28 protein-coding genes and 1 tRNA gene are annotated in these 24,524 nt (G+C 73.1%); 12 read left to right on the top strand and 17 right to left on the bottom strand.

The window, feature by feature from the left end:
• Nucleotides 1–61 precede the first annotated feature (61 nt).
• The 4 genes from O4U47_RS20050 to O4U47_RS20065 form a co-directional block, all read right to left on the bottom strand.
• Nucleotides 62–400 (bottom strand): hypothetical protein, encoded by a 339-nt coding sequence (locus O4U47_RS20050; RefSeq protein WP_270679447.1) that lies wholly within the window; start codon nt 398–400, stop codon nt 62–64.
• A complete protein-coding gene (locus tag O4U47_RS20055) occupies nt 397–1,110 on the bottom strand; it encodes a DUF2617 family protein (protein ID WP_333563663.1) in 714 nt (237 codons plus the stop codon). Before O4U47_RS20055 ends, O4U47_RS20050 begins: the two co-directional genes overlap by 4 nt.
• Before the next feature lies 1 nt (nt 1,111).
• Nucleotides 1,112–1,762: a DUF4178 domain-containing protein gene (locus O4U47_RS20060; protein ID WP_270679448.1), complete on the bottom strand. Its 651-nt coding sequence runs from the start codon at nt 1,760–1,762 to the stop codon at nt 1,112–1,114.
• A 214-nt stretch (nt 1,763–1,976) separates the two neighbouring features.
• A complete protein-coding gene (locus O4U47_RS20065; protein WP_270679449.1) occupies nt 1,977–2,324 on the bottom strand; it encodes a hypothetical protein in 348 nt (115 codons plus the stop codon).
• Nucleotides 2,325–2,613: 289 nt separating this feature from the next.
• Between O4U47_RS20065 and O4U47_RS20070 the strand changes: the two genes are divergently transcribed.
• A tRNA-Pro gene (locus tag O4U47_RS20070) sits at nt 2,614–2,687 on the top strand.
• A 273-nt stretch (nt 2,688–2,960) separates the two neighbouring features.
• On the opposite strand, the gene O4U47_RS20075 is transcribed toward O4U47_RS20070, so the two are convergent.
• Complete coding sequence (locus tag O4U47_RS20075) at nt 2,961–3,539, bottom strand: TetR/AcrR family transcriptional regulator (protein WP_270679450.1); 579 nt, start codon at nt 3,537–3,539, stop codon at nt 2,961–2,963.
• Between the two features lie 91 nt (nt 3,540–3,630).
• Between O4U47_RS20075 and O4U47_RS20080 the strand changes: the two genes are divergently transcribed.
• Entirely contained in the window at nt 3,631–4,077 is a 447-nt protein-coding gene (locus tag O4U47_RS20080) for a DUF1772 domain-containing protein (RefSeq protein ID WP_270679451.1), read from the top strand.
• A gap of 82 nt (nt 4,078–4,159) precedes the next feature.
• Here the strand turns inward: O4U47_RS20080 and O4U47_RS20085 are convergent, their stop codons facing one another.
• Nucleotides 4,160–4,534 (bottom strand): hypothetical protein, encoded by a 375-nt coding sequence (locus O4U47_RS20085; RefSeq protein WP_270679452.1) that lies wholly within the window; start codon nt 4,532–4,534, stop codon nt 4,160–4,162.
• The gene (locus O4U47_RS20090; RefSeq protein WP_270679453.1) at nt 4,531–4,908 is read right to left on the bottom strand and encodes a hypothetical protein; all 378 of its coding nucleotides are present in this window, start codon (nt 4,906–4,908) and stop codon (nt 4,531–4,533) included. The genes O4U47_RS20085 and O4U47_RS20090 overlap by 4 nt, the downstream gene beginning before the upstream one ends.
• 252 nt (nt 4,909–5,160) lie before the next feature.
• Between O4U47_RS20090 and O4U47_RS20095 the strand changes: the two genes are divergently transcribed.
• Together O4U47_RS20095 and O4U47_RS20100 are read left to right on the top strand one after the other, a co-directional pair.
• Nucleotides 5,161–5,973: a GntR family transcriptional regulator gene (locus tag O4U47_RS20095; RefSeq protein ID WP_270679454.1), complete on the top strand. Its 813-nt coding sequence runs from the start codon at nt 5,161–5,163 to the stop codon at nt 5,971–5,973.
• A gap of 121 nt (nt 5,974–6,094) precedes the next feature.
• A complete protein-coding gene (locus tag O4U47_RS20100) occupies nt 6,095–7,087 on the top strand; it encodes a hypothetical protein (protein WP_270679455.1) in 993 nt (330 codons plus the stop codon).
• 31 nt (nt 7,088–7,118) lie between these two features.
• On the opposite strand, the gene O4U47_RS20105 is transcribed toward O4U47_RS20100, so the two are convergent.
• Both O4U47_RS20105 and O4U47_RS20110 read right to left on the bottom strand, forming a co-directional pair.
• On the bottom strand, nt 7,119–8,276 hold the full coding sequence (locus O4U47_RS20105) for a M48 family metallopeptidase (protein WP_270679456.1): 1,158 nt from the start codon (nt 8,274–8,276) through the stop codon (nt 7,119–7,121).
• A gap of 119 nt (nt 8,277–8,395) precedes the next feature.
• Complete coding sequence (locus O4U47_RS20110) at nt 8,396–8,941, bottom strand: GNAT family N-acetyltransferase (RefSeq protein WP_270679457.1); 546 nt, start codon at nt 8,939–8,941, stop codon at nt 8,396–8,398.
• Between the two features lie 562 nt (nt 8,942–9,503).
• Here O4U47_RS20110 and O4U47_RS20115 point away from each other — a divergent pair.
• Complete coding sequence (locus O4U47_RS20115; RefSeq protein ID WP_270679458.1) at nt 9,504–10,226, top strand: peptidoglycan recognition protein family protein; 723 nt, start codon at nt 9,504–9,506, stop codon at nt 10,224–10,226.
• Between the two features lie 102 nt (nt 10,227–10,328).
• On the opposite strand, the gene O4U47_RS20120 is transcribed toward O4U47_RS20115, so the two are convergent.
• A complete protein-coding gene (locus tag O4U47_RS20120; protein ID WP_270679459.1) occupies nt 10,329–11,072 on the bottom strand; it encodes a GAF and ANTAR domain-containing protein in 744 nt (247 codons plus the stop codon).
• 41 nt (nt 11,073–11,113) lie between these two features.
• Entirely contained in the window at nt 11,114–11,707 is a 594-nt protein-coding gene (locus tag O4U47_RS20125; RefSeq protein WP_270679460.1) for a GAF and ANTAR domain-containing protein, read from the bottom strand.
• A 344-nt stretch (nt 11,708–12,051) separates the two neighbouring features.
• On the opposite strand from O4U47_RS20125, the gene O4U47_RS20130 reads away from it, so the two are divergent.
• Both O4U47_RS20130 and O4U47_RS20135 read left to right on the top strand, forming a co-directional pair.
• Entirely contained in the window at nt 12,052–12,378 is a 327-nt protein-coding gene (locus O4U47_RS20130) for an STAS domain-containing protein (RefSeq protein WP_270679461.1), read from the top strand.
• Between the two features lie 76 nt (nt 12,379–12,454).
• On the top strand, nt 12,455–13,168 hold the full coding sequence (locus tag O4U47_RS20135; RefSeq protein WP_270679462.1) for a Crp/Fnr family transcriptional regulator: 714 nt from the start codon (nt 12,455–12,457) through the stop codon (nt 13,166–13,168).
• A gap of 394 nt (nt 13,169–13,562) precedes the next feature.
• On the opposite strand, the gene O4U47_RS20140 is transcribed toward O4U47_RS20135, so the two are convergent.
• From O4U47_RS20140 to O4U47_RS20150, 3 genes are all read right to left on the bottom strand, one after another.
• Nucleotides 13,563–14,180, bottom strand: a complete 618-nt coding sequence (locus O4U47_RS20140) for an FMN reductase (protein ID WP_270679463.1) — start codon at nt 14,178–14,180, stop codon at nt 13,563–13,565.
• Nucleotides 14,177–15,295, bottom strand: a complete 1,119-nt coding sequence (locus tag O4U47_RS20145; RefSeq protein ID WP_270679464.1) for an LLM class flavin-dependent oxidoreductase — start codon at nt 15,293–15,295, stop codon at nt 14,177–14,179. The genes O4U47_RS20140 and O4U47_RS20145 overlap by 4 nt, the downstream gene beginning before the upstream one ends.
• Before the next feature lie 107 nt (nt 15,296–15,402).
• Nucleotides 15,403–16,323 (bottom strand): metallophosphoesterase, encoded by a 921-nt coding sequence (locus O4U47_RS20150; protein ID WP_270679465.1) that lies wholly within the window; start codon nt 16,321–16,323, stop codon nt 15,403–15,405.
• 103 nt (nt 16,324–16,426) lie between these two features.
• Between O4U47_RS20150 and O4U47_RS20155 the strand changes: the two genes are divergently transcribed.
• Nucleotides 16,427–16,882, top strand: a complete 456-nt coding sequence (locus tag O4U47_RS20155) for a GatB/YqeY domain-containing protein (protein ID WP_270679466.1) — start codon at nt 16,427–16,429, stop codon at nt 16,880–16,882.
• Between the two features lie 142 nt (nt 16,883–17,024).
• On the opposite strand, the gene O4U47_RS20160 is transcribed toward O4U47_RS20155, so the two are convergent.
• From O4U47_RS20160 to O4U47_RS20170, 3 genes are all read right to left on the bottom strand, one after another.
• The gene (locus O4U47_RS20160) at nt 17,025–19,457 is read right to left on the bottom strand and encodes a penicillin-binding protein (RefSeq protein WP_270679467.1); all 2,433 of its coding nucleotides are present in this window, start codon (nt 19,455–19,457) and stop codon (nt 17,025–17,027) included.
• Between the two features lie 147 nt (nt 19,458–19,604).
• Nucleotides 19,605–20,723, bottom strand: coding sequence for an ArsA family ATPase (locus O4U47_RS20165; RefSeq protein ID WP_270679473.1), 1,119 nt, complete (start codon nt 20,721–20,723; stop codon nt 19,605–19,607).
• Between the two features lie 98 nt (nt 20,724–20,821).
• Nucleotides 20,822–21,796: an ArsA-related P-loop ATPase gene (locus O4U47_RS20170; protein ID WP_270679474.1), complete on the bottom strand. Its 975-nt coding sequence runs from the start codon at nt 21,794–21,796 to the stop codon at nt 20,822–20,824.
• 112 nt (nt 21,797–21,908) lie between these two features.
• On the opposite strand from O4U47_RS20170, the gene O4U47_RS20175 reads away from it, so the two are divergent.
• The 4 genes from O4U47_RS20175 (at nt 21,909) to O4U47_RS20190 (ending at nt 24,381) form a co-directional block, all read left to right on the top strand.
• Nucleotides 21,909–22,082: a DUF4177 domain-containing protein gene (locus O4U47_RS20175; protein WP_017625908.1), complete on the top strand. Its 174-nt coding sequence runs from the start codon at nt 21,909–21,911 to the stop codon at nt 22,080–22,082.
• A 2-nt stretch (nt 22,083–22,084) separates the two neighbouring features.
• A complete protein-coding gene (locus O4U47_RS20180) occupies nt 22,085–22,546 on the top strand; it encodes a RidA family protein (RefSeq protein WP_270679468.1) in 462 nt (153 codons plus the stop codon).
• Between the two features lie 181 nt (nt 22,547–22,727).
• Nucleotides 22,728–23,516, top strand: a complete 789-nt coding sequence (locus O4U47_RS20185) for an NUDIX hydrolase (protein WP_270679469.1) — start codon at nt 22,728–22,730, stop codon at nt 23,514–23,516.
• Nucleotides 23,517–23,568: 52 nt separating this feature from the next.
• A complete protein-coding gene (locus tag O4U47_RS20190) occupies nt 23,569–24,381 on the top strand; it encodes an MBL fold metallo-hydrolase (RefSeq protein WP_270679470.1) in 813 nt (270 codons plus the stop codon).
• Nucleotides 24,382–24,524: the final 143 nt, after the last annotated feature.

Here is a 24,524-nt window from a genome sequence, read left to right on the forward strand (position 1 = left end):
GGTCCAGGTCAGGCGGCCCGGCCGGGGCGTCGCGGTCACTGCGCCGGTGCCGTCTGCGGCCTCACTTGCCGAAGCCGGGGCCGCCGCCGCGGAAGCCGGAGCCGTCGCGGGAGCTGCCGCCCCAGGACGAGAAGAAGCCGCCCCCGCTCGAACCGCTGTTGTTGTTGTGGCCGCTGGAGCCGCGCGAGTTCGAGGAGCACCCGACGTAGATGTACTCGCCGTTCTCCTTCTCGTAGTCGCCGCGGTCGTCCCGGTACACGTACTCGCCGTTGACCCGGTCGTAGTCGCCGCACTCGGGGCGGCCCGACGCGTTGCCGATCGCGACGAAGACCACGACGACGATCACGCCGGCCAGGCCGATGAGCAGCAGGATCTTGCCCGTGTTCCCTTCTATGTTCACGGGGCGGGGCTCCTTTCCTCGGATGGGTGGGGGGCGGTGCCCTGGGCGGCGACGCGGGTCCGCGTGCGGGTGCGGACCAGCTCGCCGGTCTGCGGGTAGGCGTGCCAGGTGCGCCACTCCAGGCATCCGGGGGCGGGGGACGCGGAGGCGAGGGCGGTCACCGCGGACGGCGCCCCGGGGAAGGCGGCGGCGACCGCGGCGGGGTCGCCGTCGAGCCGGCGGACCAGGGCGCGGACGCGCCGGTCCAGCTCGGGGCCGGAGAGCCGGTCGACGGTGCTGGTGAAGGAGTAGGAGGCCAGGCCGGGGACGTCGGGGGCGGCCGAGCCGGGCAGGTGCCCGTCGGCGCCCGGCAGGCAGGCGACGGTCTCCACGGCCCGGGCGCGGACCCGGGGGCCGCTCGCCAGCACGACCTGGTGCGAGGCCCCGAGGACCCGCAGCTCGACCCGGACCCCGCCCAGCAGCGCGGTGCGCGTGGCCAGGGCGGGCAGCGGCGGGTGCTCCAGCGTCCAGACGAGGTCGCGGGCGCGGGTGTCGGCGAAGGGCACGGAGACCGGGACGGCGGTGCCGCGGCCGTCGGCTCCGGCCGCGGGTCTCGGGGCGCCGTCGGCGTCGCCGCCGGAACCGGCGTCGGGACCGGCGTCGGGACCGGCGTCGGGACCGGCGCCGGATCCGGGACCGGCGTGGGCCCCGGGAGCGGATGCGGTGCGCACGTCAGGCACCCGGCCCTTCGGAGGCGCCGGAGGAGTAGACGGTGAGGGCACCGCGCTGGACGGGCGTGCCGGTCGCCGCCTCCCAGCCGCCGTGGTCGAAGCGCTCGAAGGAGAGCAGCGAACCGTCGTCGGCCTCGTAGTCGGCGTAGTCCATGCCGCCGGAGGCGCGCAGCCCGGTGGTGCCCTCCGACCGGTAGGAGGCGCTGCCGCGCTCGGAGAGGCGGTAGCGCACCCCGTCCAGCTCCAGGGAGGACGGGCCGGGGACCAGGTCCACCTCGGGGCGGGCGGTCCACAGGGCCATCTGGAGGTCGGGGTCCTCTTCGACGGACAGCCAGCGGCGGGCGGCCTGCCCGCCCCCGGTGTCGGTGCCCTGCGCGTCGACGAAGTGCTCGGCCCACTGCGCGCCGCCCTCGGAGAGCCGCAGGGTGCCGCGCACCCAGGAGCGCTCGGCCCCGAGCTCGATCATGTCCCCGGCGCGGAGGGCGAGGGGGTCGCCGTTGATGTCGCCGACGTCGGCGAACGGGTCGCGCGGGGCGGGGGGAGCGGACGGGGCGGGACGGTCGCGGCGGCGGAGTTGGGCGATCAGGATCGCCGCTCCGAGGACGACCAGTGCGCCCAGCAGGATCAGGACCACGGTCGTGAGGGTGTCCAAGGCGCTCCTCCGGAGCTCGGGTGTCGAAGTCCGGCCCTTTGGGACGCGTGGGCCGGACCCAGGGTTCCACCTGCGCGGTCACGACACCGTCACGGTTTCGGTGCAGGTCCGCCGGAATTCGCGTCGGGGCCGCCGGAGTACGCACCCCGTTTCCACGGGGGACGGCTCACCGATGCCGGGACGACGCCCTCGTCGTTCAGGACGCCTTCTTCGTTCAGGACGAAGAGCGTGACGGGACGTTCCAGCGGCCGGCGGAGGAGCGGGCGAAGGCGTCGCGCAGGAGTGCGGCGTCCCCGTGGGCGCGGCACAGGTCCCCGTGGACGTCGCCGCCCTCGCGCGGGTCGGGGCAGCCCTCCGCGGCGCAGCGCCGGTCGCCGAGGCGCGAGCGGAGGACGCGGACGGCGTCGGTGTGCGCCGCGCAGTACGGCTCGTCGGGATCGGTCATCCCGATACAGCCGGGCACGGCGCACACCCGCTCCCCGTTGAGTCGGCGGGACAGGCGCACCCACCAGGGGAAGGGCCGCGCTTCATCGGGGTCGGGGATGGTGGTCGCGGCACCCATGCCCTGAAGGTGCGACGGGGGAGTGGGCCCGGCAAGGGAAAGGGCCGCCCCCGGCCGTTCTTCTCTAGAGAGGTTTGGCCCGGCTCTTTGCGGAAAGAGCTCCTCTACGCGCGAGGACCGGGGAGGCCGCGCCTGAGGGCGCGGCCTCCCCGTATCGCGTCCGGACGCTAACCCCCGTGCGGGACGGTCCGGAAGGCTCCTGCCTCCGGGTTCACGTCCGCCCCCGGATCATCTCGCTTTCGCGTGTGCGAGCACCCCTGTGCGTCCGCTAGACTGATCAGCGTTGCCACGGGGTGTAGCGCAGCTTGGCAGCGCGCTTCGTTCGGGACGAAGAGGTCGTGGGTTCAAATCCCGCCACCCCGACAGTGGAACGGGCGTCCATGCACATGGACGCCCGTTTTTCGTGTTCGGCCTCCCCAAGGCCCCGACGGCGACAGTCGGAACGTCGACGACGGCCCTGCTCGGTGAGGACCGATCCCGTCGGCCCCGGCCGGAGTGTGCTTCCTCTTCGAGCGCTTCACGGCACACGCTTCACCCCGAGGACGTGGGCCAGGCGGCGTCCCCACCTCCCGCCGTGCGGGGCACCGTGGCCGAGTGGGTCCACCCCGCCCCCACGAGGCGTAGGACGCATGCGCGTCAGTCCATGATGAGCCGGTCCACCAGGAGTTGCGTCCTCCGTTCGGCGTCGCCCTTCGGGAGCCGGCCCGATCGGCCCAGGGTCGCCAGGCCGTGCAGGGACGCCCAGAACACCTCGGTGAACAGTCCCGGGTCGATGCCGTCCCCGGCGACCTCGCCGAGGGGGTCCAGCAGGGAGGCGAAGGCGTCCTTCAGCGGCTCCGGGGTGTCCTCCTGGGCGAACACCAGGCCGCCGTCGAGCCGGAAGACGGCGTCGTAGACCGCCGGGTTGCTCTCGGCGAAGCCGAGGTAGGCGCGGGCGAGGGCGGTGACCCGGGCGCGCGGGGTGTCGGCGGCGGACGCCGCGGCCCGCGCCGCCGCGGCCATCTCGGCGGCGCCTTCGAGGGCGACGGCGCCGATGATCTCGCGCTTGCCGCGGAAGTGGCTGTAGAGGACGGGCTGGCTGTACTCGATGTGCTCGGAGAGCCTCCGGGTGGTGACCGCGTCCCAGCCGTGCTCCTCGGCGATCTCGCGGGCCGCCGCCACGATGAGGCGCTCGCGGTCCGCCCGTTCGCGCTTCTTGCGCTCCTGTACCGACATGGATCGATGCTAGCACCGCTAGACAAGCGAGCGCCGTTAGTACTAGCGTCGCTTCAATAGCTAGCAGTGCTAGATCTTAGAAGGGGTCGCCATGCTCGACGCACTGGAGGTCGTCACCATCGTGGTGGTCGGCGTGATGGTGGGGGTGGAGTTCTCCGTCGCCTTCGTCGTCACCCCGATCCTCGACGCCCTTCCCGACGACAGCGCCCTGCGGGGGCGCGCCCACGGGGGCCGGATGCTCGGCGCCCTGATGCCGTTCTGGTACATCGGGTCGCTCGCCCTCGTCGGTGTGCGGGCCGCCGCGGGATGGGGCGCCCCGGGCACCGCACTCGTCGTCGCCGGGGCCGCGCTGCTGATCCTCAGCGTGGTCATGTCGCTCCTGCTGCTCGTCCCGATCAACGACCGGGGCAGGACGTGGACCCCTGAGAACCACCCGGCCGACTGGAAACAGCAGATGAAGCGCTGGGACCGCTACCACTACGCCCGCGTCGCGATCATCATCGCCGCCTTCGCCCTCTTGGCCGCCGCCCTGGCCTGAGCCCGTGTTCCCGTTGAAGTGCACGGCCCCGGAGCCCTGTCTCAGAGGCAGGGCTCTCGGTCGCTGTCGTCCGGCGTCGGCCTCAAGCGGCCGACTTCATAGGAGCGACCTTGTTGAGGGCGGGGCCCCTGCCCAGGCGTGCGGCGAGATCGACCAGCTCGGCGAGAACGCGCCGTTCCCGTTCGGCCTGTTGCCGCTCCCAGCGTCGGTAGTACCGCCTCACTCGGCCTGCGGTCGGGATTCGTCGGAGGTGCCGGTCGGACGCTGCGAGCACCGCTTCGAGGGTGTCGAGGTCACGGCACGAGACTTGGGTGTCGTGGAGCTTGTGCACGGCGTTGAACAGCAGGTGCTCGCCGTCGCTCGTGTAGCCGATTCCCCAGCTGGTGTACCGCAGGGTGAGGTCCATGAAGCGCGCGTACCGGGTGCCGTCCAGAGGTGGCGGGGTGTAGCTGATCATGGCCGACCCTCCGAGCCGCGGATGCTGATCCGGTAGTTGACCGGGAACAGGGCCGGGGCGAGCCGCAGGGCGCGCACCGTGGTGTCGAGGTCTTTGGAGTCCGCCTGCTCGAGCACCCCGCAGACGTAGTCGGCGCGAGCGGACCGGATCCGCTCCCGCACGTTCCGGTGTGCGAAGTCGTAGGGCGGTGCGACGTCCATTGCGTCGCGGACTGCATCGAAGAGGTCGTTCAGGGTGCTCATCGGGCAGATCCCGACGGCGTCGATATAGCTATCGGCGGGGCGGTCGGACTGCGACCGCGGGCGGTGGTGCAGGGACCGTGAGAACGGGCACGTGCCGTTCCGGTCCGGTGGCTTGGCGGTGGAACTGGGCATGGTGTGCTCCTCAGGGGCATCTGCGGTATGGACCACCATGCGGCCAGTGACCGCCAAGCCGCGGCCGCATGGTGGTCGGCGGCCGCATGGAGGGCTGCGGCAGACTGGAGGCGCGACCGCCACCCGCCGCCCGTGGCCCCACCCCCGTTTATAGGGGCTAAAGAGTCGCCTGGTATGACGGTGGCCATGCATGCCGCTCGGCGCAATAGAGGGGCTAAAGTTCGGGTCGGAAAGCCGCGACAAGAGGACTCCATGGACGCACGGACACTTGACGACATCGCCGCGATCGCCGATCCGGTGGAGCGCGCCCGGGCTGCCTCGGCGGCCATGGCCTCGCTCCAGGGCCAGAGCGTCGAGCTGTCGCGCATCCGCCGCGGCGCCATCATCGAGGCCCAGGAGGGCGGGATGCGCCAGGAGGAGATCGCCAGGAACCTCGGCGTCACCCCCGGGCGCATCAGCCAGATGAAGAAGGCGGGCGCGGGCGGGGACCACAAGGCGCCGAGCGGGCCGGTCGAACCCCGGCCGCGTGTGCTCGTCGAGCGCGCCCTGCCCACCCCTCCCACTGTGCGCGGGTCCACGAGCCTGTACCTGACCGAGGCCGACCGCCAAGGGCTCACGCCCGAGCGCAAGATGCTCTTCGTGGGGCAGGAGCCCGCCTCGGAGCACGTGGCCGCCGCCCTGCGGGTCGAACCCGGCGACATGGTGATCGCCCGGCGGAAGATGTTCTGGGCGAACGGCGTGCCCGTGCGCATCGCGACCAGCTTCTTCCGGGTGGACGTGGGCCAGGGCGCCCGGCTGGACGCCGAAGGGTTCGTCCTGCCGACGCTCCAGGCAGCCATCGAGGACTTGGGCCACCGGTTCGGGCATGCCACCGAGACTCTGACCGCCCGGCCGCCGACGCCGTACGAGGCCGGCCTGCTCGACGTGGCCGGTGAGTGGGTCGTGCAGGTCCTGCGGGTGAGCGTGAGCTCCGAGGACGTGCCGATCCACGCCCTGGAGACCATCTGTGCGGCTTCCCGTCACACGTTCCCGATCGGCCAGGTGGCCGGATCAGACCAGTTCTGAGGTGTCGAGGACAGGACCCCGGCGGTGGCCGGGGCCTTGTCGTCGACTCGTGGAACCCCGATCCCCGTGTCCGCCATCCCAGTACCGGACGTGATGCCGGTTCGGTTGGGGGCAAGAGTCCGTGGAGCAGGAGACACCGGAGACACCGAGCGGTCCGAGCCGGGCGGCACTGTGGGGCGCGGGTGTCATCGGGCTGCTCTGGCCGGTCGTGACGGTCCTGTCCTCGACCGCTTTCCTCGCCCCGTTCGACAAGCCCTATGCATGGGGCACCGGCGAGACCCTCGGGATCGTCCTGCTCGGGATCCTCCTCGCCGCCGTGCCGGTGGTCCCGATCGGCTTCCTTCTCAAGCTCCTGCGTGTGCCGCGTCCGACGAGGACCGCGGTCACCGGGCTTCTCCTCGCCTGCCCGACGTCGAGCTTCATCATCGGGGCGGTCGTCACCGGAGTGGCCGGCGGCGCTGCCGATGAGCTCTCGGCCATCCTGCTCGCGATGGCCGTCGGCGCGGTGCTGTTCCCGCTGATCGTGCGCGCCTCGGCCGACCCGGCACGGCTGCACCGCGCCATGCTGGTCGGCGCCGCGGCCCTGGTCGCCACCTTCGTGGTCTCGTCGGTTCTGTACATGGCCGGGAGCCGCGCGGACGCGCGCGCGGCGTTCGACGAGTCCGCCGACTCGGTGGTGCTCCTGGACGATGACGGCTGGACCCGCATCGGTGTCGCCGCCGTTGGCGACTACGTGCGGATCACTTACCACTCCACCGGTCCCGAACCACGCGCGCTCCAGGTCACCGGCTACTCGGACCCCGACTACACGGACTTCGAGGACCCCTGCGCGAACTGGGGCGACGACGTCACCTGTGAGGACAAGGGGATCGGCGTCGTGCGCGACACGGACTCCGGCCCCGAGCTGATCACCGAACACGAGGGCGTCCCCGTCACCATCGCCGCGCCGACCTGGGAGCCGGAGGCACGCGCCTCCGAGCTGCTGGACGCCGCGGAGCACCTGCGCCTGCCCACCGGGGACGAGCGGGAGGCGATCGGGGACGCGTGCGTGCGCGAGCGCGTCTTCAACGACATCCCCGGCGGCCCGCGCCCGCCGCACACGAGCGAAGGGTGACGAGGGAGGAGGCGTCGCGCCTCCGAAGCGCCTACCTGTCGCCGGGCCCGGTCATCCGGGCCGACTGCTTCTCCAGGCGCTTGATGCGGGCCTCCACCGAAGGGTGAGTGGAGCGCAGGGAGTCCCACAGCCGGTCCATCGCCTTGCCGATCGCGTCGTCCGGGTGCCGGTCCTTGCGCTTTCCCGGGCGGGACGTGGGCAGGAACGCCTGTGACGATGCGTTCCCCAGGCCGCGCAGGTCCCCTGAGAGGGGGATCGACTTCGTCAGCCGCGCCAGCGTGGCCGCGAGCACCGACGGCGCCCCTGTCAGCTCGGCCGCCGCCCGGTCTGCGGCGATCTCGCGCCGCCGGGTCAGGACGAGGACCACCAGTCGGCCGGGGACCAGGGCCGCGCCGTACGCCAGGACCCCCACGATGATCGCGGGGAACAGGATCGCGAGGAAGAGCAGGATGAGCGCCGCGCGTGCGAGTCCCGCCAGAATGATGACCACGCGGGCGGCGCCGGGGGAGAACGCCTCGTCCTCTCTCTCTTCGGGCCGCGGAGGCCTCGGGAGCCAGGTGCTCGCGCCGTCGGGCGTCCGAGGACCGGTCGACGCGCCGAACGCCGGCCGCCACTTCCGGCCGCACCGGCGGGCGACACGGCACACCCGCCCCTCGGCCGCCGCCACGAGCATCACCGCCATCGCCGGAAGGGTGAGCGCCCATTCCATCGTCCCCATCAAGGTGGCGTACGACAGCACGCGCTCGTCCCGGTGCGCCAGGTGCGCCAGCTCATGGGCGAGCACGGCCTCCAGCTCCCGGTTGTCCAGCCGGTCCACCAGCCCCATGCTCAGGTAGACGGTGTCGGGCTCGAAGGACAGGGCGTTGGGCGCGCCGTCGCCGTAGAGCCGCACCACCGGCTTGTCCTGCCCGGTGAGTGCGCACAGCCGGTCGACGACCGCGTGGATGCGCGCGTCGTCGACGGGTTTGATCACCACGCTGTCCGTCGGGGCGTCGGGCTCGCTCACCCGGAGCAGCAAGCCCGTACAGGCACCGGCCACGGCGATGGCCACCGGCAGCAGCCCCCACCACCACGACAGCCCGAGCGCCCAGACGGCGGCGCAGCACGCCGCCGCGTAGAGCGCCGAGACCGCGGCCACGAGCAGCCAAGCGCCCACCATCGGCCAAGCGGATTTCGCGGCTCTCGACATGCGCTGGAGATTAACAGGGGCATGTCGTTCGGAATAGGGGCGCAGCGGGCGAAACGCACCGGGCGGCGGGCGGGGACACGTCCCCGCCCGCGCTGCTCACCGCTCGGACGCCGGACGGCTCAGATACCGAACGGTTCCGCGTAGCGGATCGTCCCCGGCGGCACCTGGTCCCCGGGCCGCAGCGCCATCACCATCAGCGCCTCGTCGGGGACCTCGATCGTCAGGCCGACCCCGGACTCGGAGGCGCGGCCGAATCCGAACCTCGGGTAGTACTCGGGGTGCCCCAGCACGGTCACGTACCGCTCGCCCATCGCCGCCGCCGCGTCGAGCGCCGCCCGGACGGCCGCCGAACCGGCGCCCGTCCTCTGGTGCTCGGGCAGTACCGCGCACGGAGCCAGGCACAGCGCCGGAACGGTGCCGATGTGGCACCGGGTCAGCAGCGCCTGTCCGACCGGACGCCCGGAACGGTCGGCCGCGACGAGGGACAGCCCGTCGATCCACGCGGGGTCGGCGCGCAGCGCATCGACCAGGTCGGCCTCGTCGGGCCGGCCGAAGGCGGCGCGCACGATCCGCCGGACTTCGGGTACGTCGGAGGGCGTCTCGGCCCGCACCGCCCAGTCGGCGGACGCGGGATGCGCAGGGGATACCGAGGAGTCGTCGTTCATCGGTGACGGGATCCGTTCTCTCGGGCCAATGGATTTCGGCCCGCCGCCTCACGCTCTCGGCGGGCGGAACGGATGACCGGCGATCACACCGCGCACCGGTGCGTGAGGCAGGTCCGGTCGTGCTGCGCGGTGGTCGCCGCCGTCGCGGTCATCGACCCCGCCTCCCTGAACTCGCGGTCGTCGTGGGCCGGACAGGATGGACCCGGTCAGTATAGGTCCGCCAACCGGACGCCCCTGAGGAGTTCCGGACACCCCGCCATCGTGAACGAGCGCCGAGGGGGTCGTGGGGTGCGCGGGGAGAACGGGGTGCGCCCACGGGGGCCTTTACGGGGTTTCGGCACGGGCGTCCGACTCTTGACGTGCCCTCCCATCGCAGCGCACCGGATGTGGATTCTCCGGATTCCACCCTAGTGACAGCGTGCGATCCCTACGATGCGAAATGTGAGATGCGCGATGGGGTCGGGGACCGGTCACCGCGCCGCCCTGTGCCCTGCCGCCGCTCACCGTTCCCCACAGGCCCCGGTCCGTGCTCCGGGGCCGTTCGCGTTTCCAGGAGGCACGCATGGTCTCGATCGTCCCGCGCTCCGGATGGGGCGCGCGGGCGCCCCGCTCCCGGTCGACCACCTCGTGGTCGCAGCGGCGCGGGGTCACCGTCCACTACTCGGCAGGGCCGCCGGGCCAGTCCGTCCGCTCCATCCAGGACTTCCACATGGACGGCAACGGGTGGGCCGACATCGGCTACAACTTCCTGGTCGACCGCTCCGGCACCGCCTATGAGGGCCGCGGCTGGCTGGTCGTCGGCGCCCACGCCTCCCCCTACAACACCTCCCACATCGGCATCTGCTTCATCGGTCAGGACGGTGACGCCACCGGCGCCGCCAAGGCCGCCATCCGCGCCCTGTACGACGAGGCCAACCGCCGCGCCGGGCGCACCCTCGACAAGACCGGGCACCGCGACCTCAACCAGACCTCGTGCCCCGGCGACGACCTGGCCGCCTGGGTCGACGCCGGAATGCCCGCCGACGGAGCACAGATCGGAGACGACGACATGGTCGGACTGAGCAAAGGCGACACCGGAGAGCGCGTCAAGTACCTGCAGGTGATCCTCATGAAGGCCGGGTTCGACCTGCCCGAGTTCGGCGCCGACGGCCACTACGGCGACGAGACCGAGAAGGCGGTGCTGGCCGCCCGCAAGTCCCAGGGCTCCGAACAGGACTTCGGCGACCGCGTCACCGGCTGGGCCGCCGCCCAGATCATGGCGGCCTTCACCAAGAAACAGATCTGACCCCCTCCCGGTCCCGGAGTCCTCCGTCCCCCGCCCGCTCTGGGGGACGCAGGGCTCCGCCGGGCACCGGGGTCGGCCTTCGGTTCCGGCCGTTCCCCCCGGTCAGTACAGCGCGCGGCCGTGGGGCGGGATGAGCTCCGCGGTCGACGCCTCCCGGCGCACAACGGCCGTGGCCACCTGCGACAGGCGGATGTTGTTGTTCCGGGAGAAGCGGCGCAGCATCTCGAAGGCCTGCTCCATCTCCACCCCGTGGAACTCCGACACCATCCCCTTCGCCTGTTCGATGGAGATGCGGCTGTTGAGCGCCGCCTGGAGCTGCTCGGCGAGGCGCTCCTGCTCCACCAGCGCACGCGAATTGATGATGCCGATCGTGGCCACGTCGGCCAGCCCCTGGGCGATCGTGGTGTCGGTCTCGTTCATCAGGCCGGGGGAGCTGCGGAAGAGGGTCATCGCGCCCAGCGTGCGTTCGCGCAGCCGGAGCGGCAGTGCCTGCACGGATGCGAAGCCGGCCTCCTGCATTGCCCGGTGGAGCCCGGGCCGGGTCCCGGTGTACTTCTGTAGGTCCGGTACGTCGACCCGCGCCCCGGTGCGGTAGGCCTCCAGGGCGGGTCCTTCCTCGTTCTGCAGCTGCAGCAGTTCGAGCATGCGCGCCTGCTCGGTGGAGGCGGCGACGAAGCGCAGCCGCTCATCGGTGGCGTCGCTCAGCAGCAGGCCACTCGCCTCGGCGTCCACCAGCGAGACCGAGCGCACCACCAGGTCGTGCAGGAATTCCACGACGTCGAAGCCGGCGACGAGGGTATCGGCCAATCCGACGAAAGCCTCGACGAGTTCGAGTTCTCGCGACACGTGGGATTCCTCCTTCGGAGATGGGGCGGGGCGAGACGGGGTCAGTCCGGCTGCGGGTCGGGTGTGAAGCGCAGCCATCGGCGGACGACCTCCACCGCCACGTCCGCGAGGGTCATGTCGTGCCGGAAGGCGTGGGCGCGGAGTCGTGAATAGGCCTCGTCCACGGTCACGCCGAGTTGTAGGGACACCATTCCCGCCGCCTGATGCACTTCTACCTGGTGCGCGCCCAAATCGGTGCCGTTGATCCAGGTCGCATCGGTGCCGGTGGGTGACGGGTGCAGCATGAGGTCGAGGGCGACCCCGGCGGAGGCGAGTCCGTAGGCGAGCTCGACCTCCTTCAGCGGGGAGGGGGCCGGGCGGTGGATGGTCAGGGTGCCGAGCACCGCCGCCCCCGTGCCCACGGGGAAGGCGAAGACGCCCCTGAGGTCGCCTGCCAGCGCCGACTCGACGAAGACGGGCCAGGTGCGGCGGGCCCAGGGCTCGTCCAGGTCGGGGACCAGAATCGCCTCGCCCTGCGCGGCGGCGGAGATGCTGGGCCCTTGGCCCAGGGCGGTCTGCATCTCGTCGAGGCGGCGGCTGAAGTCCGTGGAAGCGTAGTAGGAGCCGGTCGTGGTCCCGGCGGCGGAGGTGACCATCACGCCGACGCCGCGGCACGTCACCAGGTCCGCGCACGCTTCGCACACGTCGCCGACGGCCGCCGGCGCCTCCCGTTCCCGGGCGCGTTCGGTGATCCGTGCGCGGATCGTTCGCAGCGGACTGGCCAGCGGACCCCCCCCTTGCGTCGGCCGAGGTCACTTCGCATCCTACGCCCGGGCCCCGGCGAGGCGGAGGGACCTTCGTCGGTGATGCGTCTGAAGGGAAAACGGGGTACGGCGCCCCCGGTCGGCGTACTCTTGGGCGCTTCGAGAAACAGGTGCCCAATCCGGTTCCGGACCTCGATCGGGGAGGCGCGGCGGCGAAGGAGTCGTGGAGGGGCGCGGTGACCGGTATCGACATCGACGTGTGCCCGGACGAGGGCACGGTTCGGTTGTGCTTTCGGGGCGAACTGGACCTGGTGGGCGCGGCGGAGGTGCGGCGGGCGGCCTGCGAGGCCGAACGCCGCGCGGGGCCGCTGCTGGTGGCGGACCTGAGGGGGCTGGACTTCATCGACTCCAGCGGTCTGGCGCTGCTGGTGGAGCTGGAACGGGGGCGGCGGGCCCGCGGCGGCCGGATGGCGGTCCTGGCGGCCGCCTCGGGCAGGATCGCCAAGGTGCTCCGCTGCTCGGGCCTGGACCAGGTGCTCGATGTCCGCGTCAGCGCTTCCTGAGCGGCCGGGACCGGGCCTTCCCGTCCGGGTTCGGGCTCCGATAGGCAGGAGGGGGCGAGGGAGAGGAGTGCCGGCGATGGCTCCGACGGGCGGTGAGGGCTGGCCGGAGGGCACGTTCATGGCCCGTATCGGCCCGGAGGCGCGCGAGGACCTGCTGGCCCTGGCGCAGCCGCGGCGGGTGCCCGCCGGGCGGGTGCTGATGAGCCAGGGCGGGCCCGGCGACGGGGTGCTGCTGCTGCGCGCCCCCGGCCGCTCGGCCTCGGCGTGCGTGAAGGTCACCTCGGTGCTGCCGAACGGCACCGAGACGCTTCTGGGCGTGCGGGTCGACGGCGACCTGGTGGGGGAGATGGGCATCGTGCGGGACCGCCCGCGCACCGCCACCGTGGCCACGTGCACCCCGACCGTGGTGCACTCCTTCAGCGCCCGCATGTTCAAGGACTTCCTCGACCGCACCCCCGGGGCGTGGGAGGCGGTGGCCTCGGTGCTGGGGGACCGGCTGGAGTGGTCGGACCGGCAGCGCAGCGAGTACACCGCCTACCGGGTCCCGGCGCGCCTGGCGCGGGCGCTGCTGCAGCTCGCCGCCCGGCACGGGGTGGCGGAGGGCGACGGCGCCGTCGACATCGGGGTGCGGCTCTCCCAGGCGGAGCTGGGGATGCTCATCGGGGCCCGGGAGGACGCGGTCGGTGAGGCGCTGCGGCGCATGCGCGAGGCCGGGTGCGTCGAGGCCGGGTACCGCAAGGTCGCCGTCCTGGACGGCGACGGGCTGCAGCGCTTCGCCGAGGAGGACTGAGCGCCGACGGAGAGGGCGGGCGCGGACCGGCCGGTGTGAGGCCGGTCTCCCCGGGGCCGCCTCGTGCCCGGGCATCGGCGCGGTCCCCGCTATGCGCGGTGCGAATACCCGGGCCGGCTCCCTCCCCCGTCGCCACGGGCGTCGCCCCGTGCCGCCCGGTGGGCGCGCGGAATGCCGACCAGTCCGGGATTCCGGCACGGCTCGGGCGCCAGACTGGGAAAGTGAACGGGGCGCGGTGCCCCTTCCCGGAGGAGCCGGAGGTCGACCGCCGCACCAGCGGCGGCGGACGGCGGCGGGGCGGCGCTAGGACGGGGCGACGCCCCGCTCACGGCCCGGACCCTCCGCGGGAGGGGCCGGGCCCGCCCGGACCGCCCTGCCCCCGCGGCCCGGGCCCTCACTCCCCGCGCAGCAGGCGCTCGAAGGGCACCGGCTCCTCGTAGGGGTCGGGACGCTCCCGCTTCGGGCGTCCGGACACCAGGGCGGCCAGTTCCCCGCCCGCACGCGACACCCGCTCGGTGAGGGAGGCGTGCACATCGCCACCGCCGCCCCAGTCCTCCGAGGCGGCGTAGACCGCCGTGGGCGCCACCACCGCGCGCAGGTAGGCGAACATGGGCCGCATCGCGTGCTCCAGCACCAGCGAATGGCGCGGCGAGCCGCCGGTGGCGCCGATCAGCACCGGTGTCCCCTGGAGGTCGTCGATGTCCACCAGGTCGAAGAAGCTCTTGAACAGCCCGCTGTAGGAGGCGTTGAACACCGGCGTGACGGCGATGACGCCGTCGGCCCCGGCGACCGCGTCCACGGCCCGCTTCAGCTCCCCGGAGGGGAACCCGGCCGCCATGGCCTCACCCAGCGCGCGGGCGTGCTCGCGCAGTTCCACGGTCTCCACGGAGGCCGTGCCCCCCGTCTCGCGCAGGGCCGTGTCGACGGCCCCGGACAGCCGGTCGGCCAGCAGCCGCGTCGACGACGGGGTGCTCAGCCCCGCCGCGACGGCGACGATGCGCTTCTCGGTCACTTCGCGCCCTCCTTGTCGGCGTCGTCGTGCGCGCCGTCCTGTGCGAGCGCGCGCTTGCGCTCCTCGTGGCTGGGCGGCCCGTCGGGAACGCCCGCCGGGCGCCGTGCGGCGAACTCGCGCCGCAGCACCGGAACGACCTCCTCGCCGAGCAGGTCGAGCTGCTCCAGCACGGTCTTGAGCGGCAGCCCCGCGTGGTCGACGAGGAACAGCTGGCGCTGGTAGTCGCCGAAGTACTCGCGGAATCCCAGCGTCCGTTCGATGACCTGTTCCGGACTGCCCACGGTGAGCGGGGTCTCGCGGCTGAAGTCCTCCAGCGAGGGCCCACCGCCGTACACGGGGGCGTTGTCGAAGTAGGGGCGGAACTCGCGCACCGCGTCCTGGGAGTTGCGGCGCATGAACACCTGCCCGCCCAGGCCGACGATGGCCTGGTCGGCGCGGCCGTGGCCGTAGTGCTCGTAGCGCCTGCGGTACAGGCCGATCAGCCGCTGGAAGTGCTCCTTGGGCCAGAAGATGTTGTTGGCGAAGAACCCGTCGCCGTAGTAGGCGGCCTGCTCGGCGATCTCGGGGCTGCGGATGGAGCCGTGCCAGACGAACGGCGGCACGCCGTCCAGCGGGCGCGGGGTGGCGGTGAAGCCCTGCAGCGGGGTGCGGAAGCGCCCCTCCCAGTCGACGACGTCCTCCCTCCACAGCCTGTGGAGGAGGGCGTAGTTCTCCACCGCGAGCGGGATGCCCTGCCGGATGTCCTGGCCGAACCACGGGTAGACCGGGCCGGTGTTGCCGCGCCCGAGCATCAGGTCGGCGCGGCCGCCGGCCAGGTGCTGCAGCATGGCGAAGTCCTCGGCGATCTTCACCGGGTCGTTGGTGGTGATCAGCGTGGTGGCCGTGGACATGACCAGGCGCTCGGTGCGCCCGGCGAGGTAGCCGAGCATGGTGGTGGGCGAGGACGGCACGAACGGCGGGTTGTGGTGCTCCCCGGTGGCGAACACGTCCAGGCCGACCTCCTCGGCCTTCTCCGCGATGCGCATGACCGCCCGGATCCGCTCGCCCTCGGTGGGCGTGCGCCCGGTCGTCGGGTCGGGGGTGACGTCCCCGACCGAGAAGATCCCGAACTGCATGGCTCCTCCAGCCCCGGAATGGAGTCGTTCCGTTTTCAACTACTTCCCGGGAACACGACGAGGCGGCCGCGCATTCCCGCGACCGCCCGAGCCGGGCGCCGGGCGGGTCAGGCGTCGGCCGGGACCAGCTCCAGCAGGGCCGCCTCCGGGCGGCAGCAGAACCGCACCGGCGCGTACGGGGAGGTGCCCAGTCCGCCCGACACGTGCAGGTGCGCGCGGCCGTACCGGCTCAGGCCCCACGCCCGCCGCCGGTCGATGCCGCAGTTGGTGACCAGCGTCCCGTACAGCGGCAGGCAGACCTGGCCCCCGTGGGTGTGCCCGGCCAGCAGCAGGTCGTATCCGTCGGCCTCGAAGCGGTCCAGGTTGGCCGGCTCGGGGGAGTGCAGCACCCCCAGCCGGAGCGCCGCGTCGGACGGCGCCGGCCCGGCCACCTCGTCGTAGCGGTCCAGGCCGATGTGCGAGTCGTGCACCCCGGCGGCCGCCACCCGCTGCCCGCCCGCGCTCAGCGCGCCCGTGCGGTTGTCCAGGTCCAGCCACCCGGCCTTCTCCATCGCCGCGCCCAGCTCCCGCCAGGGCAGGTCCGGCTCACGGCGGTCCCGGTAGTCGGCGCTGCTGCTCCTCCACAGGTAGCGCGCCGGGTTCTTGAAGCGTGGCGAGAACATGTCGTTGGAGCCGAACACGAACGCCCCCGGCCGGTCCAGCAGCGGCCCCAGCGCCTCCAGGAACGGCTCCACCGCGTCCGGGTGGGCCAGCGAGTCGCCGGTGTTGACCACCAGGTCCGGCTCGTACCGCTCCAGGCCGCGCACCCAGTCGATGAGCATGCGCCGCCCGGGCGTCAGGTGCGCGTCGGACAGGTGCAGGACCCGCATCGGTGCCGCCCCGGGGGACAGGACCGGGAGCTCGTAGCGGCGCAGCCGGAACCAGTTCCGCTCGACCACCGACGCATAGGCGAGACCCGCCGCCCCTACCGCCGCGACGGCCGCCGCGGTCCGGCCGAACCTGCGCAGTCCCGCTCGCTGTCCACTCACGTGTCGCACCTTTCGCCTGTCTCACCTGTCCGAGCGCGCGTGTGCGCGCACACCGCGGAAAAACCCTGGGGAAGCCGTCCGGCACCAGCCTATGATCGTTGGCATGTCCGAACTCAAAGACCGCCTCAAGGCCGACCTCACCACCGCGATGAAGGCGCGCGACGACGTGCGCACCCGCACCCTGCGCATGGTCCTCACCGCCGTGTCCAAGGAGGAGGTGGCGGGCGGCTCCTCCCGCGAGCTCAGCGATGACGACCTGATCGCCCTGCTCACGCGGGAGGCCAAGAAGCGCCGCGAGGCCGCCGAGGCCTTCGAGTCGGGCGGCCGTGAGGACAAGGCCGCCGACGAGCGCGCCGAGGGCGAGGTCCTCGCCGGGTACCTGCCCGCCCAGCTCACCGACGAGGAGCTGGGGTCCCTGGTGGAGGCGGCGATCGCCGAGGCCGGGGCGAGCGGCCCCAAGCAGATGGGCGCCGTCATGAAGATCGTCAACCCGAAGGTGGCCGGGCGCGCCGAGGGCTCCCGGGTGGCCGCCGAGGTCAAGCGCCGCCTCGCGGGCTGACCGCCGCCGCCTCGCGGGGGCGCCGCCCCCGACCGCCCGCCGGGCGGGCGCCGAACGCACCGCGGCCCGCACCCCTGCCGGGGTGCGGGCCGCACGCGCTCCTCCTGTCTCCGGACGCCCGCCGGGCGTCCGGAAAGGCCGGTCACTCCTCGCGCCGGGGCACCTCGGAGGCGGGCACCACCGGGTGCGCCCCGGTGTCCCTGTCGGGGCCCCGGTCTCCGGCGCCGCCCCGGCCCTCGCCGCCCTCGCCCGAGTCGGCGGAGGGCGAGGTCCGGCCCGAACCGGTGCTCAGGAAGACGTTCACCGTCGCTCCCGCGGGAAGCACCGTCCCGGGGTCGGGGTTGACCGCGGCCACCGTGCCCTCGGCCTCGCCGGAGCGGACGCGGGTGCCCGAGACGCTCACCTCGTACCCGGCGTCCTCCAGGGCGGCCACGGCCTGGCCCTCGCTCTGGCCGACCACGTCGGGGACCCCGCCCTCGACCGAGGCGCCGCTGGCGGTCTGCTGGGCGTCCGGGCCGCCGGACCCGCCGCCCTTGAACTTGGACGGCGCCGACGGGAAGCCCTCCTCGGGCAGCTCCTCGGTGGCCCCCCGCATGGTCTCCTGCCAGATCGGCCCGGGGATGGTGGCCCCGTAGACCGTCCCGTAGTAGCGGCCGCCGAGGGTGACGCCGCGCAGCGGGTGGTTGTTCGGGCCGCGGGGGTCGCCGACGAACACCGAGCCGGCCAGGTTCGGCGTGTACCCGGCGAACCAGGCCGCCGCCGACCCGTCGGTGGTGCCGGTCTTGGCCGCCGCCGGGCGGCCGATCCCCAGCCCCGTGGTGGTGCCGCCCTTGAAGGTCTGCTGCAGCAGGTAGCTCACCCCGGCGGCGACGTCCTCGCTGATCCGCCGCTCGCACTCGGGCTCGATCTCGATGGTCCGCCCGGCCTGCTTGTCCTTGATGGAGGTGATGGCCTGCGGCTCGCAGTAGGTGCCGCCGGAGGCGAAGGTGGCGTAGGCGTTGGCCACGCGCAGCGGGGAGACCTCCTCGCTGCCGAGCACGAAGGAGTTGTTGGCCTGGGTCTGCGGGTTGTCGAAGGACTGGCCGTCGGCGCGCTTGACGCCCAGGTTCTCGGCCATCTCGATGACGTTGCACAGCCCCACGTCGCGCTGCAGGTGCGCGAAGTAGGTGTTCACCGACCCCTTCGTCCCGGCGATCATGCTGCTGCCGCCGCCCTTGGTGTCGCCCGCGTTGCTCAGCGACCACGGCGCCAGCACGTTGCCGTCGCAGTTGCGGTTCCCGGTGATGGTGGTGCTGCTGTCGTTGGCCCCCGAGTAGGAGGTGCCGAAGCCCTTGCCCTGCTCCAGCGCCGCCGCCAGGGCGAACGGCTTGAAGGTGGATCCGGCCTGGAAGCCGGTGCTGCCGCCGCGGTTCGCGTCGGTGGCGAAGTTGATCGAGGTCTCGCCCAGTTTGGACTCGTCGGGGCCGTAGTTCCGGCTCTGGGCCATGCCCCGGATCTCCCCGGTGCCCGGCTCGATCAGGATCTCCGCGGCCACCTTCTTCGACTCGTTCTTGCGGGGGACGTACTTGTCGACCGCGTCCTGGGCCGCCTCCTGCATGTCGCCGTCCAGCGTGGTGTGGATCTCCAGCCCGGCGGTGCGCAGCCAGCGGGCGCGCTCGGTCTCGTTCTCGCCGAACCGGTCGCTCTTCTCGATCTCCTGGACCACGTAGTCGCAGAAGAACGGCTGGTCGCTGGGGACGCACCCGTTGGAGGGGTTGGACACGTCCAGCAGGTCCTCCAGGTCCACCGCCTTGGCCTCGGCGGCCTCCTCCTCGGAGATCCTCCCGGTCTGGACCATCCGGTCGAGCACCACGTTCCGCCGGTCCTGGGCGTCCTCGGTGTTCAGCCGCATGTTGTACAGGTAGGGGTAGCGCACCGCCCCGGCCAGGGTGGCCGCCTCGGACAGCTCCAGGTCCGCGGCCTTCTTGCCGAAGAAGTGCTGGGCCGCGGACTCGACGCCGTAGGCCCCGTCACCGAAGTAGGCGATGTTCAGGTACCCCTGCAGGATCTCGTCCTTGGTCATGCGCTTTTCCAGCGTCAGGGCGTACCGCAGCTCGCGCAGCTTGCGCGCGATGCTGGTCTCGGTGGCCTCCTCCTGCTCGGCCTGGTTGTCGGCGCTCTCCACCAGCACGTTCTTCACGTACTGCTGGGTGAGGGAGGACCCGCCCTGGGTGTTGCCGGCGAGCGTGCGCAGCGCGGCCCGGAAGGTGCCGCCGATGTCGATGCCGCCGTGCTCGTAGAAGCCCGAGTCCTCGATGGAGATGATGGCGTCCTGCATGACCGGCGCCATGTCGTCAAGGTCGACGAGCTCCCGGTTCTTGTCGTAGATCTCCGCGATCACGCCGCCCTCGCGGTCGTAGATGGTCGACCGCTGTGGAGGGGGCGGCGTCTCCAGGTCGCTCGGCATGTTCATGAAGCCGGTGGCGACGTTGCGCGCGGTGATGCCGATGCCGCCGACGGCCGGCAGCGCGAGGGCCGCGACCAGGATTCCGGCGATGACACCGACACCGAAGAGCTGAGCGATTCTCTGAACCATTGTCCCCTGACCCACCCCAACAGAGTACGTGCGGACGCCACCGGCCTCAGTGGCCGGTTGAGGCGGGGGATGACCGGTGCGGCCGGACAGGCGGGAGAGATGCGGACCGGCCGTAATCGGCGAACCAGATGTCCGTCCGCCATCCTGTCACACCCCCGGTGGGCCCCCGCCCAGGGCCGCGCCCACCTCCCGCAGGGCCGCCAGATCGTGCACATCCCGTGTCCGGGCCGGGACCTCGGCCACCGGCACGTCCGGGTGCGCGGACGCCAGCCGCCTCCGCAGCCCGGCCTCACGGTCGCGCAGGTCCGCGGCGCGCGCGTGCAGCCGCAGCGCCGCCGCGGCCAGGGGGTGGCCGCCCTGGCCCTCCAGCTCGGCGCAGGCGGCCATGCTCTCCCCGGCGGACAGGTCCTCGGCCTCGGTGCCGTGTGTGCGGTTCATCACCAGCCCGGCGAGGGGCATGCGGTCCGCCGCCAGGCGCTCCACGAAGAAGGCGGCCTCGCGGACCGCGTCGCTCTCGGGCACCGCCACCACCAGGAAGGCCGTGCCCGGGTCCTGCAGCCGCCGGTAGGTGCGCTCGGCACGCTCCTGGAACCCGCCGAAGACGGCGTCGAAGGAGGACACGAACGACTGCACGTCCGCGAGCACCTGTGCGCCCACGACCTTCGACAGCACCCCGGTGAGCATCCCGACCCCGGCCCCCAGCAGCCGGAAGGCGCCGGTGCGCGCCGGCGCCGCCAGCACCCGGATGAGCTTGCCGTCCAGGAACCGGCCCAACCGCTCGGGGGCGTCCAGGAAGTCCAGCGCCGACCGGCTGGGCGGGGTGTCCACGATGATCAGGTCCCAGTCGCCCTCCTCCCGGAGCTGGCCCAGCTTCTCCATGGCCATGTACTCCTGCGTGCCGGTGAAGCTGGCCGAGAGCGACTGGTAGAAGGGGTTGGCCAGGATCTGCTGGGCCCGCTCGGGGTCGGCGTGCGCCTCGACGATCTCGTCGAAGGTGCGCTTCATGTCGAGCATCATCGCGTGCAGCGACCCGCCCGGGGAGACGAAGGACGCGGGCAGCTCCACCGGGCGCGGGGTGTTGTCGAGCTCGGACAGGCCCATCGACTGGGCGAGGCGGCGCGCGGGGTCCACCGTGATCACCACCGCCTGGCGGCCTAAGGCGGCGGCCCTCAGGCCCAGAGCGGCGGCGGTGGTCGTCTTGCCGACGCCTCCGGAGCCGCAGCACACCACCGTGCGCACGGTCGTGTCGGACAGCAGGGCGTCCACGTCGAGCCGCGGCGTGTTCGGCGTACCGGGTGTGTCCGGAGCACCTGGACCGCCTCCCGGAGTGCCCGGCCCGTCGGGGTCCGTCGTCGGGTCACCGCTCACCGTGCCACCCCCTGGGCCGTCAACCGGTCGGCGAGGCGGAAGAGCGCATCGGTGCCGATCCCTCCGCCGAGAAAGGGCAGCTCCAGCAGCGGCCGCCCAAGCGCGCGCAACCGCTGTCGCACCGCCGACTCCGCACCCACCCGCTGCGCGTGCGCGGTGACCTCCCGGGCCAGTGCCGCCGCCCGCTCCCTCGGGGCGTCGAGCCGCGCCGCCTTGAGGCCCTGTGCCAGCGCCTCGGTGTCGACCTCGCCGCGCTCGGCCGCCTCCAGCACGTCCGGCGGCAGCAGCGGCTCGTGCACCATGTTGAGCAGGACGAAGCCCGGGTGCAGCCCGGCCTCGCGCACCTCGGCCAGCCCGTCGGCCGCCTCCTGGGCGGGCATGTCCTCCGGCAGCGCGACGAAGTGCACCGCGGTCGCCGCGGAGCGGATCGTCGCCATCGCCTTGTCCGCGTGGTTGCGGATGGGGCCCATCCGCGCGAGTCCGGCCACCTCGGCGTTGACGCACAGGAACTGGGCGATGCGCCCGGTCGGCGGGGCGTCCAGCACCACCGCGTCGTAGGCGTGTGGGCCCTCCTCGCGGCGCGCCCGCCGGCCGCCCTCGCGGCGCCGCACCGCCTCGGTGGCCTTCCCGGTCAGCAGCACGTCGCGCACCCCGGGGGCGACGGTGGTGGCGAAGTCCACGGCACCGAAGCGGGTCAGGGCCTGTCCGGCGCGGCGGATCCCGTAGAACATCTCCAGGTACTCCATCAGCGCCGCCTCGGCGTCCACCGCCAGCGCGGCGACCTCCCCGCCGCCGCGGGCCTCGGCGACCTTGCGCTCCTCGTAGGGGAGCGGGTCCCGCCCGAACAGCTCGGCCAGGCCCTGGCGGCCCTCCACCTCGACCAGCAGCACCCGGCCGCCGTCCGCCGCCAGGGACAGCGCGAGCGCGGCGGCCGCGGTCGTCTTTCCGGTGCCCCCCTTGCCGGAGACCACGTGCAGGCGGACCCCGGTGGATCCCTGATCAGGTGCGCTCACCCCTCGGAGTCTATGTCCGCGCGCCCGGCCGGGCCGGACCGGGCCCGCGCGGACGGTTAGGGTTGCGCCCATGACGAAGTGGGAATACGCGACGGTGCCGCTGCTGTCGCACGCGACCAAGCAGATTCTGGACAACTGGGGCGAGGACGGCTGGGAGCTGGTCTCGGTCATCCCCGGCCCCTCCGTGGACGGCGACCCGCGCAACCAGCAGCTGGTCGCCTACATGAAGCGGGAGAAGCAGTAGGGATGGGCTCCCCAGAGGAGAGGCTCGAAGAGCTGGGGCTGGCCCTGCCCGAGGTGGTCGCCCCGCTGGCGTCCTATGTGCCCGCGGTCCGCAGCGGCGGCCACGTGTACATCTCCGGCCAGGTGCCGATGGTCGACGGGGCGCCCGCCGGGACCGGAAAGGTCGGCGCCGAGGTCACCCTGGAGCGGGCGGCGGAGCTGGCGCGCATCTGCGCGCTCAACGCCATCGCGGCGCTCAAGTCCGAGGTGGGCGAGCTGTCGTCGGTCCGGCGGATCGTCAAGATCACCGGGTTCGTGGCCAGCGACCCGTCGTTCACCGGCCACCCGAAGGTGGTCAACGGCGCCAGCGACCTGATCGGCGAGGTCTTCGGCGAGGCGGGCGTGCACGCGCGCAGCGCCGTCGGCGTGGCCGCGCTGCCGCTGGACGTCCCGGTCGAGGTGGAGATGATCGCGGAGGTCGGCTAGCCGTCCCGGCGGGCGCGGACCCGGGAGGGTCCGCGCCCGTTGCCGTACCCCGGGGCCGTGCCGGGGGACAGTCGTACCCGGTGGGCCCTGTCCGGTGCCCCCGCGCGGCGACCGCACCCGGCCGCCCCGGTAGGGGCGGGCCCAGGCCCCGCGGGGTACCGTTCCGCCGAGGAGGACGAACATGACGACACGGCCGGTGCGTCCCCGCGACGCCGCCACGGTGATGCTGGTCCGCGACGCGCCGGGCGGCGTCGAGGTGTACATGCTGCGCCGGGCCCCCTCCATGCCGTTCGCCCCCGGGGCCTACGCCTTCCCCGGCGGCCGCGTCGACGAGCGCGACGCCGACCGGGACGTGCGCTGGGCCGGTCCGCCCCCCGGCGCGTGGGCGCGGACGCTGGACACCGGTGAGCGCAAGGCTCGGGCTCTGGTGTGCGCGGCGGTCCGGGAGACCTTCGAGGAGTCCGGGGTGCTGCTGGCGGGCCCCTCCGAGGACGGGGTGGTCGACGACACCCGCGGCGCGGACTGGGAGGCCGACCGCGCCGCCCTGGTCGACCGCACCCTGTCCTTCGCCGAGATGCTCGGCCGGCGCGGTCTGGTGCTCCGCACCGACCTGCTCAACGCCTGGTCGCAGTGGATCACCCCGGCACCCGAGCCGCGCCGGTTCGACACCCGGTTCTTCGCCGCGGAGCTGCCCGCCGGACAACAGGCCCGCGACGTCGGCGGGGAGGCCGACCGGAGGGCGTGGATGCCGCCCGGCGAGGCGGTGCGGCTGTGGCGGAGCGGCGACATCGCGATGCTGCCGCCCACCGTGTCCACCTGCATGGACCTGGAGGCCGCGGGGGCGGTGGCGGCGGTCATGGCGGCCGAGCGCGCGATCGCGCCGATCGAGCCGGTGCTCGAGGAGGTCGGCGGCGAGACGCGCATCGTCGTCCCCGAGGGCGTCGTCTACCCGCGGGGCGAGGTGCGATGAGGAACGACGGTGTCGTCCCCGAGGGCGTCGTGAACGCGCGAGGCGAGGTGCGATGAGGATCGACGGTTCCGGAACCCTGCGTGCGGGCTGCGTGCTGTGCCCCAACCCGGGTCCGATGACGCTGGATGGAACCAACACCTGGATGCTGCGCGAGCCGGGCTCGCGCGACGTCGTCGTGGTCGATCCCGGGCCGCACGACGAGCGGCACCTGGAGCGGGTGGCGCGCACCGTCCAGGAGCAGGGGGCGCGGGTGGTGTGCGCGGTGGTCACCCACCACCACGATGACCACACGGGCGGGGCGCGCTACTTCTCCGAGCTGACCGGGGCGCCGGTGCACGCGGTCACCCCGGCCTTCCGGGTCGGCGGACACGGGCTGGACGACGGGGCCGTGATCGAGGCCGGAGGGCTGGAGGCGCGGGTCGTGGCGGCCCCGGGGCACACCGCCGACTCGGTGTGCCTGTACGTTCCGGCCGACGGGGTGCTGCTGACCGGCGACACGGTGCTGGGGCGCGGAACCCCGGTGATCGTCGACGGCGACGGCGGGCTCTCGGCGTACATGGACACCCTGTACCGCCTGCGGGACCTGGTCGAGGAGGAGGGCGTGCGGACGCTGCTGCCGGGACACGGGCCGATCCTGACCGACGCGGGGGCGGCGGTCGCCGAGTACATCGCCCACCGGGAGCAGCGGATGGAGCAGCTCACCGAGGCGGTGCGCAAGGGCGACCGCACACCGGACGAGATCGTGGACCGCGTCTACGCCGACACCGACCCGTCGGTCCGCGGAGCGGCGCTGTCGTCGGTCCGGTCCCAGCTCCGATACCTTGCCGAACGCGGTGACGTCCCTGCGGAACTGGGCGAAGTCTGACTGAAGGAGCGACGACGCGGGTCGGCGGCCCTTGCGGTTGCTTTGTCGGCTGCCGGGTGTGTGCGTGGTCCCGGTGGTGGGCGGCGACGGCGGAAGCGGGGCGGTTCCCTGGGCCTGCTTGCCGTCGGGCGGGTTCCTCGCGG

Source organism: Nocardiopsis suaedae (genome assembly GCF_027706745.1).
Lineage (GTDB): Bacteria > Actinomycetota > Actinomycetes > Streptosporangiales > Streptosporangiaceae > Nocardiopsis_A > Nocardiopsis_A suaedae.